Source organism: Pseudaminobacter sp. Soil_N_29, from assembly GCF_057656055.1.
Genome location: NZ_JBDGLC010000014.1, coordinates 38774 through 54015 on the forward strand (window position 1 = coordinate 38774; position 15242 = coordinate 54015).

Annotated in this window: 13 protein-coding genes; 4 read left to right on the forward strand and 9 right to left on the reverse strand. The window is 64.9% G+C overall.

Annotated elements, in window-relative coordinates:
• Positions 1 to 154: 154 nt before the first annotated feature.
• Positions 155 to 1144: a glutathione S-transferase family protein gene (locus AC3A4H_RS22840; protein ID WP_487768756.1), complete on the forward strand. Its 990-nt coding sequence runs from the start codon at positions 155 to 157 to the stop codon at positions 1142 to 1144.
• On the opposite strand, the gene AC3A4H_RS22845 is transcribed toward AC3A4H_RS22840, so the two are convergent.
• The gene (locus AC3A4H_RS22845) at positions 1145 to 1645 is read right to left on the reverse strand and encodes an NUDIX domain-containing protein (RefSeq protein WP_487768757.1); all 501 of its coding nucleotides are present in this window, start codon (positions 1643 to 1645) and stop codon (positions 1145 to 1147) included.
• A 53-nt stretch (positions 1646 to 1698) separates the two neighbouring features.
• Here AC3A4H_RS22845 and AC3A4H_RS22850 point away from each other — a divergent pair, with 53 nt between their 5' ends.
• Complete coding sequence (locus AC3A4H_RS22850) at positions 1699 to 2631, forward strand: metallophosphoesterase family protein (RefSeq protein ID WP_487768758.1); 933 nt, start codon at positions 1699 to 1701, stop codon at positions 2629 to 2631.
• Here AC3A4H_RS22850 and AC3A4H_RS22855 read toward each other — a convergent pair whose 3' ends face one another.
• The 4 genes from AC3A4H_RS22855 to leuA all read right to left on the reverse strand — a co-directional run bounded on the left by AC3A4H_RS22855 (position 2632) and on the right by leuA (position 7710).
• Positions 2632 to 3240: a hypothetical protein gene (locus AC3A4H_RS22855; protein WP_487768759.1), complete on the reverse strand. Its 609-nt coding sequence runs from the start codon at positions 3238 to 3240 to the stop codon at positions 2632 to 2634.
• 109 nt (positions 3241 to 3349) lie between these two features.
• Positions 3350 to 4138 (reverse strand): alpha/beta fold hydrolase, encoded by a 789-nt coding sequence (locus AC3A4H_RS22860; RefSeq protein ID WP_487768760.1) that lies wholly within the window; start codon positions 4136 to 4138, stop codon positions 3350 to 3352.
• 15 nt (positions 4139 to 4153) lie between these two features.
• Positions 4154 to 5806 (reverse strand): tetratricopeptide repeat protein, encoded by a 1653-nt coding sequence (locus AC3A4H_RS22865; RefSeq protein WP_487768761.1) that lies wholly within the window; start codon positions 5804 to 5806, stop codon positions 4154 to 4156.
• A 239-nt stretch (positions 5807 to 6045) separates the two neighbouring features.
• Entirely contained in the window at positions 6046 to 7710 is a 1665-nt protein-coding gene (gene leuA, locus AC3A4H_RS22870) for a 2-isopropylmalate synthase (RefSeq protein ID WP_487768769.1), read from the reverse strand.
• A gap of 526 nt (positions 7711 to 8236) precedes the next feature.
• On the opposite strand from leuA, the gene AC3A4H_RS22875 reads away from it, so the two are divergent.
• Positions 8237 to 8896: a methyltransferase family protein gene (locus AC3A4H_RS22875; RefSeq protein WP_487768762.1), complete on the forward strand. Its 660-nt coding sequence runs from the start codon at positions 8237 to 8239 to the stop codon at positions 8894 to 8896.
• 10 nt (positions 8897 to 8906) lie between these two features.
• On the opposite strand, the gene AC3A4H_RS22880 is transcribed toward AC3A4H_RS22875, so the two are convergent.
• The gene (locus AC3A4H_RS22880) at positions 8907 to 9959 is read right to left on the reverse strand and encodes an AbrB family transcriptional regulator (protein WP_487768763.1); all 1053 of its coding nucleotides are present in this window, start codon (positions 9957 to 9959) and stop codon (positions 8907 to 8909) included.
• A 249-nt stretch (positions 9960 to 10208) separates the two neighbouring features.
• Between AC3A4H_RS22880 and AC3A4H_RS22885 the strand changes: the two genes are divergently transcribed.
• Complete coding sequence (locus tag AC3A4H_RS22885) at positions 10209 to 10784, forward strand: hypothetical protein (RefSeq protein WP_487768764.1); 576 nt, start codon at positions 10209 to 10211, stop codon at positions 10782 to 10784.
• 21 nt (positions 10785 to 10805) lie between these two features.
• Here AC3A4H_RS22885 and AC3A4H_RS22890 read toward each other — a convergent pair whose 3' ends face one another.
• The 3 genes from AC3A4H_RS22890 to AC3A4H_RS22900 form a co-directional block, all read right to left on the reverse strand.
• Positions 10806 to 11714: a cation diffusion facilitator family transporter gene (locus tag AC3A4H_RS22890; RefSeq protein WP_348781092.1), complete on the reverse strand. Its 909-nt coding sequence runs from the start codon at positions 11712 to 11714 to the stop codon at positions 10806 to 10808.
• Positions 11715 to 11834: 120 nt separating this feature from the next.
• Entirely contained in the window at positions 11835 to 14024 is a 2190-nt protein-coding gene (locus AC3A4H_RS22895) for an anthranilate synthase (protein ID WP_487768765.1), read from the reverse strand.
• 237 nt (positions 14025 to 14261) lie between these two features.
• On the reverse strand, positions 14262 to 15242 hold a 981-nt coding region (locus tag AC3A4H_RS22900; RefSeq protein ID WP_487768766.1), incomplete at its 5' end, for an SH3 domain-containing protein.

Here is a 15242-nt window from a genome sequence, read left to right on the forward strand (position 1 = left end):
CGTTTGCCATCGGAACGTCCGCTAGCATCAAATCTGTCCCGCGTCCATCCGACATTCACGCGTGCGCACCGCATTGACGAAGTGTTTCCGCGCCCGGGCTTTCCGCGCCGGCGCTTTCGTCACTAAATAGGATCGAGAAGCGAAGGAGCATGACATGGGATTGCTGGTAGACGGAAAATGGGTGGACCGCTGGTACGACACCAAGGAATCGGGCGGTCGGTTCGTCCGCTCCCAGTCGCAGTGGCGCGACTGGGTTAGCCCTGACGGGCGGCCGGCGCCGGGCAAGACGCGCAGCTTCAAGGCCGAGCCGGGTCGCTATCACCTCTATGTCTCGCTGGCCTGCCCCTGGGCGCACCGCACCCTCATCTTCCGCGTGCTGAAAAAGCTGGAGAACATCATCTCCGTGTCGGTCGTGCACCATTTCATGGGCGAGAACGGCTGGACGTTCCTTGCCGAGGACGGCGCCACGGGCGACACGCTCTACGGCCTCGACTACCTGCACCAGATCTACACCAAAGCCGATCCGCACTATTCCGGCCGGGTGACGGTCCCGGTGCTGTGGGACAAGCAGCAGCAGACGATCGTTTCCAACGAGTCGTCCGAGATCATCCGCATGCTCAACTCGGCATTCAACGAATGGGGTGATGCCTCGCTCGACTTTTATCCCGAAGCGCTGCGCGAGGAGATCGACGCCGTCAACGAGAGCGTCTATCCCGCAATCAACAATGGCGTCTATCGCGCCGGATTCGCTACGACGCAGGCGGCCTATGAAGAAGCGTTTGGGGAACTCTTCGGGGCGCTTGACCAACTGGAGCAGCGCCTGTCACGGCAGCGCTATCTCGTCGGCGACCGGCTGACCGAGGCCGACTGGCGACTGTTCACCACGCTGGTGCGCTTCGACCCGGTCTATGTCGGGCATTTCAAATGCAACCTGCGGCGCATCGCGGATTATCCGAATCTGTCGAACTACCTGCGCGATCTCTACCAGGTGCCGGGAGTGGCAGGCACGGTCAACTTCCTGCACATCAAGGCGCACTATTACGGCAGCCACGTCACCATCAATCCGACGCGGATCATCCCGGTCGGGCCGGAAATCGACCTGCTGGCCGCGAATGACCGCGACCGCTTCCGCAAGGCGGCCTGATCACCAGTAGGGCGATGGCGCCACGCCGTCGAACACCTCGGCGATGCGCCTCAGCGTTCCAGGCGTCGTCGCCTGGGGCAAGCTGGCAAGCGGGAAGAAGCCCGCTTCCGCGATCTCGTGGTCCGGCAGCTTCGAGGCTTCCTGGCTGAAGGCTTCGATCAGGTAAAGGGCGACGTGATCGCGGCGGCTGGCATGGCTGTTGAGATGCACCGATTTGAGCTGTGGCGGCGCGGTGAAGGCGATATTGCCTTCCTCCCAAACCTCCCGCTCCAGCGCTTCAAGCATCGTCTCGCCGGTTTCCACGCCGCCGCCCGGAAGCTGCCAGCCGGGCACATAGGTGTGCCGAATAAGGAATACGGAGTTGCGCGGCTTGTCGTAGACTAGGCCGCGGACGCCGAGGGTCATCGGCCGGCGCAACACGAAGTAGAGGTGGAACAGGCGCGAGCGCAACTGCGCCCAACCTCTCTGTTGGAGCCGGTCAGAGCTTTCGTCGCCAGACATCAAGCCGCAACCGGCGGGTAGAAAGCGGTGATCGTGTGGCCTAAAAGGAATCCATGTTCAGGCTTGCGCATATTTCCGATGTCCATATGGGGCCTCTGCCCGCTGTAACCTATCGTGAACTCGCTTCCAAGCGCGTCACAGGTTACGTCAACTGGCAGCGAAATCGCAGGCATCTTCTTCACGACGGCATTATCGACACCATCGTCACCGACCTGAAGGCGGCGCAGCCGGATCACATTGTGGTGACGGGCGACCTGGTGAACCTGGCACTTAACGGCGAAATCGAGTTGGCACGCCTGTGGCTGGAAACGCTCGGCAGCCCCCGCGACGTATCGGTGGTGCCGGGCAACCATGATGCCTATGTGCCGGGCGCCTTCGACAAGATCTGCCATTCCTGGGCGCCGTGGATGAGGGGCGACCGACAGACGGCGCCGGTGGGCCGACATGCCTTCCCTTACATGCGGGTGCGCGGCCCGGTCGCGCTTATTGGCGTTTCCACTGCGCGGGCGACGGCGCCCTTCATGGCCAACGGCTTCTTCCGCGAGGGCCAGGCGCATCGGCTGGGGGGGCTTCTCGACGCGGCGGCCGGGCAGGGGCTGTTTCGCGTCGTCATGATCCATCACCCGCCCGTGCGCAGCGCAGTGGCACAGCACAAGCGGCTGTTCGGCATCGCCCGTTTCCAGCAGGTCATCAATCGGCACGGCGCGGAACTCATCGTGCACGGCCACTCGCACCTGCCTTCGCTTTTCTGGATCGGCACCGCCGAAAAGCCGGTGCCGGTGGTCGGCGTCGCGGCGGCCGGTCAGGGCGTAGGCGGCCGCAATCCGGCGGCGCAATACAATCTGTTCGACATTGGGGGCGAGCCGGGGGCTTGGGAGCTTCACCTGAGCCGCCATGGCCTGACCGGACCGGCCACGCCGCCGGCGCAACTGATGTCGCTCGACCTGACCTTGCACTCCGTCAGGGCATCGCAGGCGGCGCGGTAGTCAGAAGCCTGACATGAGCGCCGAGAGCCCGACGCGCAGCCAGGCCATGGTAAGGGCGAAGCCCACCACCGCGCCGGCGGCGAACAGACCGAAAGCGGCGAAGACGTTCTGCCAGCCACTGGCGCGCGGGGCCTGAAGAGCCGCTGCGGCCTCCGGAACGGCCTTCGTGCCTGCGTAGCTGTGGCTTATCCCGCCATCCATTTGGCGCTGGCGTTCGACAATGCGCTCGGCAATGTAGCGGGTTACCTGCTCTGCAACGGGCTTCATGTCGGTCGACTCGGCCAGCACGACACGACCGATGCGGGTATCCTTCAGGAAGCGGTAGGTGCGGCGGTCGCGACCGAGGCCGACATGGCTGACGGCGTCGATCCAGAGGCGCGGCTGCAGGCCCGCGGAAACGGCAAAGTCGAACATGTCGATATCGGTAGGCACTTCGGCGAATACCGGCGCCAGTTCCTGCGCCAGCAGTTCCAGCCGCATGCGGCTGGCCTCGCGCAGTTCCACAACCACGTCTTCGCGGTCTGCGGCTGCATTCTTGACGTCACGAATTGCGTCGGCAAGCCGCCGCTGGGGGTCGATCGGCGTAATATTTTCCCCTGCATCGGCCATGGGAAGTCACTCCAAAAGACGGGTTAGGAAATTTTTACCATAGCCGCGGGGCCAATGCATCAGGTGCTGCATCATCATCGCTTGTTGCCGGGAAGGCGGAACGTCCTGTCTAGAGAGACATTCGCCGAATGACATCCACGACCAGTTCGGGGCGTTCTTCCACCAGCATGTGGCCGGCGCCGCCCGCGGGGTGAAGCTGGAAGGCGGGCGGCAGGTCCGCAGTCTGCGCGAAGGGCAGCACGGGATCCTCCGTGCCCCAGATCACCGCGACCGACCTGGGCAGGCTCGCCAGCCTTTCGCGGGGAATGACGCCCTGCCTGTCATCTCGCGCGATAATTGAGGCGATTTCGGTAAGTTTCTCCTTCTGCCCGGGCGCGGCGCGCATCTCGGCAAAGGCGGGGAGGTTATGCGTTTGCGGCGTGATGCCTGGCGCTGACATAGCCGCCAGGCATTCGGCGAGCTCGGCTTGCGTGGTCGCGGCCGCATAGCGGTGCAGCAAGGCGCCGTTGATCTGCTCGCCGAAGCCGCCAGGCGCCAGCAGGGTCAGCGATGCCACGCGTTCGGGCTGGGCAAGTGCTGCCAGAGCAGCCACTGCGCCGCCCATCGAATGGCCGACGAAATGGGCGCGTTTGATGCCCCGCGTATCGAGGTCGGCCAGAACTGCCTTCGCGGCGGTCCTGGCCGGCCCGGCATCAGGCCAGCCGAGGGAGCGACAGTGGCCGGGAAGGTCGTAGGCGATCATGTGCCTATCTTCCTCGGCGAGAGCGACAACGATTGGCCGCCAGACGTCGTGGTAAGCGCCGAAGCCGTGAAGCAGGACAATGACGTTCTGCCCCGCGCCATATTCTTCCGCAAAAAGCGAGGGCGGCGGGACGGAGCTTGTCGAGGCAGGTTGCATTGAAGTTCCCTGGCCTCAGCTCGGATTGGCGAGGCCAGTGGCGCGAATGGTAGTCGCGAGCTTTTCAACGAGATCAGCCGGGTAGTTTGCCTTTTCGAAGGCCAGACGTGGATTGGCGGCGAAGTCGGGGAAATCGGTGACGATTTCGTCGGCGAGGCTCCTGGCCAGCTCGGCATTGCCGGCATTGGCGGCAGCTATCAGCCTCGCGGCGAGGTAATGCGCCTTCTTCGTCGACACCAGCGCGTCGGTGGCCGTTGATGCCCTGTCATCGTTGCCGATCATGAACTCGGCGATGAACAGCCCGTAGTCCCACCAGTTCGGGTGGGCGCTCGATGCCTCGACCGCACGCCTCATGATTGGCACGCCGGTTTTGTAGTCGCCGGAAAATATGAGCGCATAGCCATAGGCCGCTGCCATGCTCAGATCGTAGGTGTTGAGTTCATAGGCCTTGCGCATGAAGCGGATGGCTTCGGCGGTGTTTCCGGCGCTGGAGTTCACATACCCGTAGGACCGGTGCGCATACGGGCTGGTAGGTCCGGTAAGAACGCCGCGGTATGCAAGCGTCATGGCCTTTTCGAGCGAGCGGTCGGCCGGAAAGTCATAGCGTTCCGAAATCGCCTTCTGAAGCAGCGACGCCAGCTCCGCATGGATCAACGGCGACTTGACGCCGCTTTCGGCAAGGTCGCTGAAGCAGCGGTAGGCGGCTTCGTGTTTCTGCGGCATCTGGTCCAGGTAATAGCGATCGTTGAGAAGGAGGCATTCCACCAGTCCGGAAGCAAGGCGGTTCTGCTCGATAAAGCCATAGAGCGCGCCCGACACCGGAATGGTCGCGCTCAGCAGATCGGCGAGGCGGTCGTCCAAGGTGGCCGTATTAAGATCGGCCGGGGCGAGCGTCTGCGACACCAGAAGCTTGGCGCTGGCGCTGTTCTTCAGGTCTATGGTCACGCTGCCAGTGACCGAGCCTGGCGTGACCTCGAAGACGAACTGAAGCGGGTTTATGGACGTGCCGTCCTCCGCATCCGGGTCCCGGGCAATCATGTCGATCGTGTCGAAGCCGGTGAGACCGCCGCGAAGCAGGGCGGCAACGCGGGCGACGGCCTGGTCGTTCGCCGTGCTGATGACATGAACCGTCGGCAGGGCCACTGGTGAGGACACTGCGGCGGCAACGTCTCCGGTCGTAGTCATCCCCGTGTCCGTCGCCAGTGCGGCGTCACCCGCGGCGTCTGCCGTGAGGAGGCGGAAGGTGACAAAACCGAGCATGGCGATGATGACGACCATGGCAGCCCAGAAGAGCCGCAGATGCCGCATCACGCGGGCTTCCGACGCCGAAGGGGCGTGGAGCGGCATGGTGGCTCTGGCGGCAAGCGGAGGCGAAGCGGCGGCCTCGACCCGCGAGGCGATAGGTATGGCTTCTTCCGTCTTGCCCGCCACTTCGTAAACGGGAACGTAGCTGCCGCGCGGAATGACGACCCGCAGCGGATCGTCGGCGCCTTCCGTCTCGGAATATTGCTTCAGAAGGTCGCGCAGCCTTCTGGCCTGCACGCGCACCACCGCGTCGGCCGAGGAATCGAAATCGGCATCGCGTCCGAACACATCGACGGCAATGGTGAAGCCCTTGAGCCTGTCTGCCTCGCCCGCCTGCTCCTGTTCGACAAGGTAGCGCAGCAATTTGCGTGCGCGCTCGGAACGGCTAAACGTTTCGCTGGCTAGTATCTTGTCCAGCGCATCGAGCACTGCGGGGGCGGCAGGCTTGATTTGTAGCAACCATCGGACCTTTCGAGAGCGGTGCCCATGAAGGCCCGATGATAGCGCGGCCACCGCCCGCGACAAGAAGCTAATGTGGCTTCGTCAAGCAACTCAGCCCTAAATCCAAGGGCTGAGTCTCGATTTGGTTAACATCGGTCGCGTCAGCCGACGATGCAGTTGGCAGCCGAAACCACCGCCTCGAGCGATGCGGCGACGATGTTGGTGTTGATGCCCACGCCGAAGGCGCGCCCGCCCGGATGCTCCATTTCCATGTAGCAGACGGCCGTAGCGTTGGAGCCGCGCTGGATCGAATGCTCGGAATAGTCGAGCACTGACAGCGGCACGCCGATATGGCGCGACAGCGCGTCGACGAAGCCGTCGACGGGGCCGTTGCCGTGGCCGGTAATCTTGATCTCCTTGCCGCTGTCGACGATGGTCGCCTCGACCACGCGCTGCCCCTTGTTTTCCGTGTCCGGGTAGGTGTGGTGATCGATGAATTTCAACCGCGCGCCGGGCTGCTCCACGTATCGCTCGATGAAGCGCTCGTAGATGCGCTTGGGCGAGACTTCCCTGCCTTCCGAATCGGTGATTGCCTGGATGTCCTGGCTGAACTCGATCTGCAGGTTGCGCGGCAGGTTGAGCCCGTAGTCGGCCTGCAGCACATAGGCGATGCCGCCCTTGCCCGACTGCGAGTTGATGCGGATGATCGCTTCGTAGGTGCGGCCGACGTCCTGCGGGTCGATCGGCAGGTAGGGCACTTCCCACAGCGGCTTGTTGGAGGTCTTGATCGCCTTCATGCCCTTGTTGATCGCATCCTGGTGCGAGCCCGAGAAGGCGGTGTAGACCAGTTCGCCGACATAGGGGTGACGCTCCGGAATCCTGAGCTGGTTGGAATATTCGTAGACGTCCTTCATCCGGTTGATGTCGGTGCAGTCCAGCTCGGGGTCGACGCCTTGCGTGAACATGTTCAGCGCCAGGTTGACGACGTCGACATTGCCGGTGCGCTCGCCATTGCCGAACAGCGTGCCTTCGACGCGGTCCGCACCTGCCATCAGCGCCAGCTCGGTGGCGGCCACGCCGGTGCCGCGGTCGTTGTGCGGATGCAGCGAGATGATCAGGTTCTCGCGGTTGTCCAGGTGGCGGATCATCCACTCGATGCGGTCGGCATAGGTGTTGGGAGTGCCCATCTCGACGGTCGAGGGCAGGTTGAGGATCAGCTTGTTTTCGGGCGTGGGCTGCACGATCTCGGTGACCGCGTTGCAGATTTCCAGCGCCACTTCCAGCTCGGTGCCGGTGAAGCTTTCCGGCGAATACTGGAAGCGGTAGCCGCCGCCGGCTTTGGCGGCCATGTCGGTGATCATCTTGGCGGCGTCGGTGGCGATCTGCTTGATGCCGGCGACGTCCTTGGCGAAGACGACGCGGCGCTGCAGTTCGCTGGTGGAATTGTAGAAGTGGACGATCGGCCGGTGCGCGCCCTCCAGCGCCTCGAAGGTGCGGGTGATCAGCTCAGGCCGGCACTGCACCAGCACCTGGAGCGAGACGTCCTGCGGAACATCGCCTTCCTCGACGCACCAGCGGGCGAAGTCGAAGTCGGTCTGCGAGGCCGAGGGGAAGCCGATCTCGATTTCCTTGAAGCCCATGTCGACCAGCAGGCGGAACATGCGCACCTTGCGGTCGTGGCCCATGGGGTCGATCAGCGACTGGTTGCCGTCGCGCAGGTCGACCGAGCACCAGATCGGCGCCTTGTCGATGGTCTTCGACGGCCAGGTACGATCCGGCAGGTCGACCTTGGGGTAGGGCTCGTACTTCATGGCGGCAAACGGCATGCCGGCCCGTTTCGGAGCGGCGGATACTGGGGTGGGCTTGGTCATCTTCGGTCTCGTTCTCTTGGCCGCCATGCGCGCACGCATCGTTCAAGCGGTCTTAAACCAGAAATTCGGTTCTGTTGTGAAGAGCAAAGGAGCGTATGCCTGGCGGCAATTTCGACCGCCGGACGCTCCTTCAACGAGCCCGGCGATCGCCGATAAGGCCGAGGAGAAGCAGCGTTGCCGAAAGCGCGCGCGCGGTCTCGGCCGCGAAGGCGGTCGGACGGGAGACGGGCTTGTTCGGACGCGAGGTCATGCCGGGTGTAATACAGGAGCCGTGCGACGGAAGCAAGGGGGCGCCAACGCCTCCCTCCTCCTCGAGGGGAGGGTGCCGAGCGAAGCGAGGCGGGAGGGGATCTTGCCGCAGTGCGCGACCCCTTTTGACCTTTCCGTCGCCCCCGTACCGGCCGTACTTCATCCACCTGAAGGCGTGCGTTGGATGAAACCCGGTTCGGGTCTATTCTGCCCGTGAGGAGAAAGGGTGGCGATGAAGGTGACGCCCGGAATGGCCCTGTTCAGCATAGGCGGCACGCTGGCCTATCTCGGGCTGGCGATCTTCGGCAAGGGTGGGTTTGGCGCCTTTTTCGGAAATCCCGCGCTGGTGGCACTGGCAGTGATCCTGCTGGTGATGGTCGTAGTTGCGCTTTTCACTCAGGGGAACCTCAGTTCCGGCGAGCGCGAGGACCGCTCCAACCGCTGGGTTCTGATTGCCTTCGGGCTGCTCAGCGTGGCCGCCGGCTATCTGCCCGCCTATACCGACCGGATCGACTTCTGGACCTTTGATGGCCAGACGCTGCGCTGGGTCGGCGTGGCGCTGTTTGCTCTTGGCGGCGGGCTGAGGCTCTGGCCGGTCTTCGTGCTGGGACGCAGGTTCAGCGGGCTGGTGGCCATTCAGCCGGGGCACAGGCTGGTGACGACCGGCATATATAGGGTCATCCGCAACCCCAGCTATCTCGGCATGCTGATCACGGCGCTGGGATGGGCGCTGGCGTTCCGGTCCGGCGTCGGCGTGCTGCTGACGGCGCTGCTGCTGCCGCCGCTGGTCGTGCGCATCCGCGCCGAGGAGGCGATGCTGCGCAGCCAGTTCGGGGAAGAGTACGACGCCTATTTCGGCCGCACCTGGCGGCTGGTGCCGGGGATTTATTGAGGCTGCCGGCTCACTCCTTCACCAGCCGTGCCACCAGCCGCGCGACCGAGGGGCCGAAGATCAGCACGAACAGGAAGCGCGCCGTCTGCAGCGCCATGACGAAGGAGAGGTTCACATTGTCGGAAGCGGCGGCGATGATGGCCACCGAGTCCATGCCGCCGGGGCTGGTGGCCAGGTAGGCGGTGAGCGGGTCGACACCGAGATAATGGCTGAGCATCCAGGCCAGCCCGCCGCAGAAAGCCATCAGCGCCAGTATCGACAGGATGACCTGCGGCAGGGCGCGCGTGGCGTGGATGAGAATGCTGCGGGTGAAGTTGAGCCCGATGGTCCAGCCGATTGCCGCGTAGCTGATGGCGAGCAACCATTCCGGCAACTGGAATGTAACCAAGCCGCCAAGATGCAGCGCGACGCCCAAAATCATGCTGCCGAGGAAGAAGGGCGAGGGCAGGCGCAGCCAGCGCCCGGCCAAGCCGCCGACGACGGCAATGGCGATCGTGGACAGGAAGGGCTGCCAGTCGATGGGCGGGAACCACGGCGTCGGCGGCAGTTCCACGCCTGAGGTGTCGACCCACAGCCGCGCGATGAAGGCGGCGGTGACCGAGACGAAGATGACGCGCATATATTGCATGAAGGCAACGAGGCGGGCGTCTGCCCCGAAGGCGCCGGCCATCAGCACCATGGCGGTGGAGGCGCCCGGCGCGGTGCCCCAGACGGCCGTGGTGCCCGGCAGGATGCGCCAATGGCTGATCAGCCAGCCGAGGAAGCTTGACGCCGCCAGCGTGGCGAAAACCGCACCGGCGAAAAGCGGCCAGTCGTGCAGGAAGGAGACGAAGATCTCGAACTCGATGGAGGCCGCGACGAGGCACCCGATGACGGCCTGCGCGGAAGAGAAGATCGGGCGCGCCAGGCGCACGGTGGCGCCGTTGGTGCCGGCGACGACGGCCGCAAGCATCGGCCCGATCAGCATCGCGGCGGGAAGGTTGGCAAGCTCGAGCAGGCCGGCGAAAACGAGCGAAAGCAGAAGGATGACGCCCCACTGCAGGCCGGGCGCAAGGCGGGCCATGGGTTCCGGGGCGGTGCTTTGCGCGGGTAACTCCATGGATGCTCCACATTCTCGCCGGCCGGATGCCGACCTGGCGGACGCCTCTGCCTGGAGGGAAGCGCCCGCTATTCTTTACGCGATTCCCTGCCGCGGGCGAACGCAGTGCTCTTGATCATTCTCATAACGGGGCAAAGGCGGTGCAAATTGTGCGCAGCGCACTATTTTCCCGCATGAGCCGCGAGGGGGCAGCGCCATTGACGAGGTGTGCCGATGCCGTCGAGCCTTCTTCGTCTTGCCATCTGCCTCGTGCCGGCTTTCGCCGTCATGGCGCTGTCGCAGGAGAAGCCGCCCGCCGCCCCACCCGGCGCCACTGGCAAACCCCTGGGCAAGCAATTCCCGCCGAGCCAGCCCTTCTGCTACGGCGTCGATTTCGACGCGGCCCATCTCGAACAGCATCCCGACCAGCAGACGGTTTCGGTACGCGTCTCGCGTGGGCCGGCCGAGATAGCCGCCTATGCCGAAGCGGGCAAGCCGAAGAACTGGCCGGACGGCGCCAACATCGCGATTGCGGCGAAGACAAGGGAGAGCGACGAGGTCCAGTCGGAATACACATGCTCGGCGGAAGGCGAACAGTGGCGCTGCATCTCCGGCGCGTCGGCAAATGCGGCCTGCGACATGCTGACGAAGGAGGTTGTTCTGCGCAAGGGCGACGGCGACACGATCACGCTGGCCAATCCCAGCGACGGTCTGCCCAGCCTGGAACTGTGCTCCAGGCTCGACATTCATGAGACGGGCGACGAACTGTTCCAGCTGAAGCCGATGCCGCTTTCGGCCTGCGGTCAATAGGGCAAGCCGACCTCCCGCAGGTCAGGCGAAGGGAACCGCCGTGGTGCCCTTGGGCAGCTTGGCCTCGTCGTCGGGCTCGACATGGATGGTGACGCGCACCGAGGGGATTTCCGCCTTCAGCGCTTCCTCGATGCGGTCGCAGATGACGTGGCTATCGCCCACGCTCATCCCGGCGTCGACCACCAGGTGGAACTCGATGAAGACGGCACGCCCGGCTATGCGTGACTTGAGGTCGTGCACCTCGATGGCGCCCTTGGAATTGGCCGAGATGATGTCGCGGATGCGCAGCGTCTCCTCGTGGTCGACCGCCACGTCCATCAGGCCCTGCAGCGACGAGCGGATGACGTGCCAGCCCTGCCACAGGATGTTGAGCGCCACGATGACGGCAAGCGCGGGGTCGAGGATGGTCCAGCCGGTGAAGACGGCGCCAACAAGGCCGATGATGACGCCGACGGAGGTGACCACGTCGGTCATGATGTGCTGGCCGTCGGCCAGCAGTGCGGGCGAGCGGTGGCGCCGGCCGGTGCGGATGAGCAGCATGGCCCAGCCGGCATTGATGGCCGCAGCCGCGCCATTGACGGCGAGGCCGAGCCAGGGCTGCTCCAGCGGGCGCGGCTCCTGCAAGGTGAACCAGACCTCGCGCAGGATGAGCAGGGCCGCCAGCACGATCAGCACGCCTTCGAGCACGGCCGAGAAATATTCCGCCTTGTGGTGGCCGTAGGGATGGTCCTGGTCGGCCGGCTTGTGGCTGACGCGGATGGCCCAGAAGGCCGCCGCCGCGGCGATGACGTTGACCACGGATTCCAGCGCGTCCGAATAAAGCGCCACCGAGCCGGTCAGGTGGTAGGCCAGATATTTCAGCCCCATCACGCCGAAGGCGATGAAGATGGACCACAAGGCCAGGCGCTGGATCTTTTCCTTGGACGTCATGCGCTTCACTTCCCCGTGGCGGGTGCCACTCAGGTATCAAAAAAATCGAGGCATGGTTCCAGTGTCTGCCACAGGAACCATGCCTCATTATGTCAAATGCGGTGTCGGGTCGAATCCGGCCTACGCCGCCTTTTCCCTGGCCTTGCGCGGCATGTGGGCGACCACGTTCTCGATCATGCGCATGCCGGCGTTCTGGCCGAGCGTCATAATCGATTCGGGATGGAACTGCACCGCGGCAACGGGTTCCTTCTTGTGCTCGAACGCCATGATGACGCCGTCATCCGTCTCGGCGGTGACGACGAAATCCTCCGGCAGGCGGGCAGGGTCGGCGAAGATCGAATGATAGCGGCCGACCGTGACCTCCTGGGGCAGGCCGGAGAAGATGATGCCGGGCTGCGAGACGCGGATGCGCGAGGGCTTGCCGTGCATGGGCACGTGCAGCTGGCGCAGCTCGCCGCCATAGGCTTCGGCCAGCGCCTGCAGGCCCAGGCACACGCCGAAGATCGGCAGGTCGCGCGACCGCGCCTTCTTGATCGTGGCCGCGGTGTCGAAATCCTTCGGCAGGCCGGGGCCGGGCGACAGCACGACGAGATCGGGCTGAAGCGTGTCGAACAGTTCGTCCGGCACCGGCGCACGCACGGTCGAGACATCCGCGCCGGTCTGGCGGAAATAGTTCGCCAGCGTGTGCACGAACGAATCCTCGTGGTCGACGAGCAGGATCTTCACCCCGTCGCCGACGCGGGCGGACTGGCGTTCGGTGGCCGCAATGTTGCCGGCCTTGGCGTCGCGGATGGCGGAGAGCATGGCGGATGCCTTCAGTTCGGTTTCGGCTTCTTCTTCCTCCGGCACGGAATCGAACAGCAGTGTAGCACCGGCCCGCACCTCGGCGATCCCGTCCTTTATGCGGATGGTGCGCAGCGTCAAGCCGGTGTTGAGGTCGCCGTTGAAATGCACCATGCCGATGGCCCCGCCATACCAGGCGCGCGGGCTCTTCTCGTGCTTTTCGATGAAGCGCATGGCCCACAATTTCGGCGCGCCGGTGACGGTGACGGCCCAGGCGTGGGAGAGGAAGGCGTCGAAGGCGTCCATGCCCTCGCGCAGGCGACCCTCGATATGGTCGACGGTGTGGATGAGGCGCGAATACATCTCGATCTGGCGCCGGCCGATGACGCGCACCGAGCCCGGCTCGCAGACGCGGGACTTGTCGTTGCGGTCGACGTCGGAGCACATGGTGAGCTCGGACTCGTCCTTCTTGGAATTGAGCAGCTTCATGATCTGCTCGGCATCGGCAATGGCGTCGTCGCCGCGCTTGATGGTGCCGGAGATGGGGCAGGTCTCGACGCGGCGACCGGTGACCCGCACGAACATTTCCGGCGAAGCTCCGACCAGATATTCACCTTCGCCCAGATTGATGAAGAAGGAATAGGGCGAGGGGTTGATCTTCTTCAGCCGGCGCGAAATTTCGGACGGCGCGGTTTCGCAGCGCTCGTAGAACATCTGGCCGGGCACGACCTCGAACAGGTCGCCGCGCTGGAAGCTTTCCTTGGCCTTCTCGACGATCTTCGCATATTCGCCCGGCTCATGGTCGCCGCGCGGCGGAATGCGGTCGGACGGGCGGAACGGCTCGATGTCGCCATAGCGCGGCAGGCCTTCGGTGGAAAAGCCTTCGCCGGCAAAGTCGTAGCGGTCGTGCCAGGCCTTGGCGGCGTGGTGGTCGACCACCAGGATCTCGTCGGGCAGGTAGAGCACCAGGTCGCGCTGGCTTTCGGCGCGCTGCAGCGTGTGCTCGATGGGATCGAACTGGAAGGCCAGATCGTAGCCGAAGGCACCGTAGAGGCCGAGATTGCTGTCGTGCTCGCTGCGGAACAGCGCGGTGATGGCGCGCAGCACGGTGAAGACGGAAGGGGCTCTGCTGCGCTCTTCCTCGGTGAAGACCCGGCCGGGCTTGGCCACGTCGAGCGTGATCAGGCGCTTGGTCTCGCCGGTGATCTTGACCTCCGAGAGGGCCTTGACCGCCGGGGCGATCACGACAAGCAGTGCCTCGCCGCGTGCGTTCAGTGCCTCGATGCGCATGGCACGGCCCCGCGCGCTGATGGCCAGCGGCGGATCGATGATTGCCGTGTCCCAACGGGTGTAGCGGCCGGGATATTCGTAGTTGGAGGAGAAGACCGCGCCGCGCCGCGTGTTCAGCCCGTCGACATAGGCGTCTATCGCGTCGCCATAGACCGCGTCATGGCGCTGCCGGGTGACGACCACGCCGCCCGCCGTTCTGTAACTTTCCGAACCGTCTTCAAGGGTTTCGATCGACATTTCCGTTTCCTTCCCATTTGTCGGCAGGGTTCCGGAAAGCCCAAAAAAACAAAATGGCCGCCCGGATTACTCCTGCGGCCACCAAGTTTTCAACGCGCACGCGCGCTCGAGGCCGCTGTCAGCAGGCCCACCACCAGAGCGTCTTGTGCGAAATCGTCATCATGCGCTTTTACATAGCGGCGAACGAAGGGGCCGGCAAGGGGGATTCCGTCGGGCGCAATTCCCCTTGGAGCTGGCTCAGCCGTCCTGCTTGATGAAGCGCTTGAAGATATAGCCTTCCTGGCCGTCGAAGGAGACCTTGCACCAGATCTTGCAGCTGATGACGTCGACGGAGCCGTTGGTCGGGACCACCTTCACCACGTCTGCGTCGTTGTCCGGGCCGGCGCGCATCTTGACGGCCGTGGTGACCTGGGCGTTGCCGGGCGTTATGCCCGAGGACGCCGTCTGCACCGGAGCAGCGGGCTCGGGCGCGGCGGCGGGCTTGGCTTTCGCCGGCCTGGCGGCACGGGGCTTGCTCGGCGCGGGTTTCGCGGGGGCGGGGTCGACCGGCACTATGCTGCCGGTGGTGCCGTTGTCGGACGGCGCGGCATCACCCGGGCGCGACTCGTCCATACCGCTGTCGGACGCTGCCGTATCGACCGGCTCTTCGAAAGAAGATCCGGCGGTGGCTGGGCCCCAACGGTCGTCGTTCAGTTCCGGCGTTGCGGCGGGCGAAACCTGCTGCGGGGCCGATGCCTGCGGCTGGACCAGCGCGGCGCTGGCGCTCGAGGGAGCAGCTGGAGCGGCTTCAGCGACCGGGGCCGGTGCGGTCGCCTCGGGCGCGGGCGCGGCGGTCGGGGCGGATGCCAGGTCTTCGGAAGCGGCGTCCGGCGTCGGCTCCGTTTCAGCAGTCGTTTCCGCCGCAGGAGCCTGCGCTGCGGCGACCTGCACCGCATCATTGCCCTGCGGATCGGAAAGCAGGGTCATGCCGGCGCCGATGCCGGCCAGCAAGGCGATGCCGGCAATGCCGAGCGCCAGGCGGCGCGGCGGCATGGCCTGCAGCCAGGCCGCCTTTTCAGCGACCTGTCGGTAGGCCTGCGTGGTCCTGTCGAGGAAGCTCGGAGGAACCGGCACTGTCCTTTCCGAAATCTCGATGGGGGCATCCCAGTCATAGCGGAGAAGCGATGCGCTGCCCTCGACCGGGGGCGTCTGCGCGGCAGCGGCCGGGTTGGCCGCAGG

What these genes read in the sequence shown, in the direction of transcription:
- AC3A4H_RS22840 (WP_487768756.1), top strand. Translation starts at nt 155, where the DNA reads ATGGGATTGCTGGTAGACGGAAAATGGGTGGACCGCTGGTACGACACC.
- AC3A4H_RS22845 (WP_487768757.1), bottom strand. Translation starts at nt 1,645, where the DNA reads ATGTCTGGCGACGAAAGCTCTGACCGGCTCCAACAGAGAGGTTGGGCG.
- AC3A4H_RS22850 (WP_487768758.1), top strand. Translation starts at nt 1,699, where the DNA reads ATGTTCAGGCTTGCGCATATTTCCGATGTCCATATGGGGCCTCTGCCC.
- AC3A4H_RS22855 (WP_487768759.1), bottom strand. Translation starts at nt 3,240, where the DNA reads ATGGCCGATGCAGGGGAAAATATTACGCCGATCGACCCCCAGCGGCGG.
- AC3A4H_RS22860 (WP_487768760.1), bottom strand. Translation starts at nt 4,138, where the DNA reads ATGCAACCTGCCTCGACAAGCTCCGTCCCGCCGCCCTCGCTTTTTGCG.
- leuA (WP_487768769.1), bottom strand. Translation starts at nt 7,710, where the DNA reads ATGCCGTTTGCCGCCATGAAGTACGAGCCCTACCCCAAGGTCGACCTG.
- AC3A4H_RS22875 (WP_487768762.1), top strand. Translation starts at nt 8,237, where the DNA reads ATGAAGGTGACGCCCGGAATGGCCCTGTTCAGCATAGGCGGCACGCTG.
- AC3A4H_RS22880 (WP_487768763.1), bottom strand. Translation starts at nt 9,959, where the DNA reads ATGGCCCGCCTTGCGCCCGGCCTGCAGTGGGGCGTCATCCTTCTGCTT.
- AC3A4H_RS22885 (WP_487768764.1), top strand. Translation starts at nt 10,209, where the DNA reads ATGCCGTCGAGCCTTCTTCGTCTTGCCATCTGCCTCGTGCCGGCTTTC.
- AC3A4H_RS22890 (WP_348781092.1), bottom strand. Translation starts at nt 11,714, where the DNA reads ATGACGTCCAAGGAAAAGATCCAGCGCCTGGCCTTGTGGTCCATCTTC.
- AC3A4H_RS22895 (WP_487768765.1), bottom strand. Translation starts at nt 14,024, where the DNA reads ATGTCGATCGAAACCCTTGAAGACGGTTCGGAAAGTTACAGAACGGCG.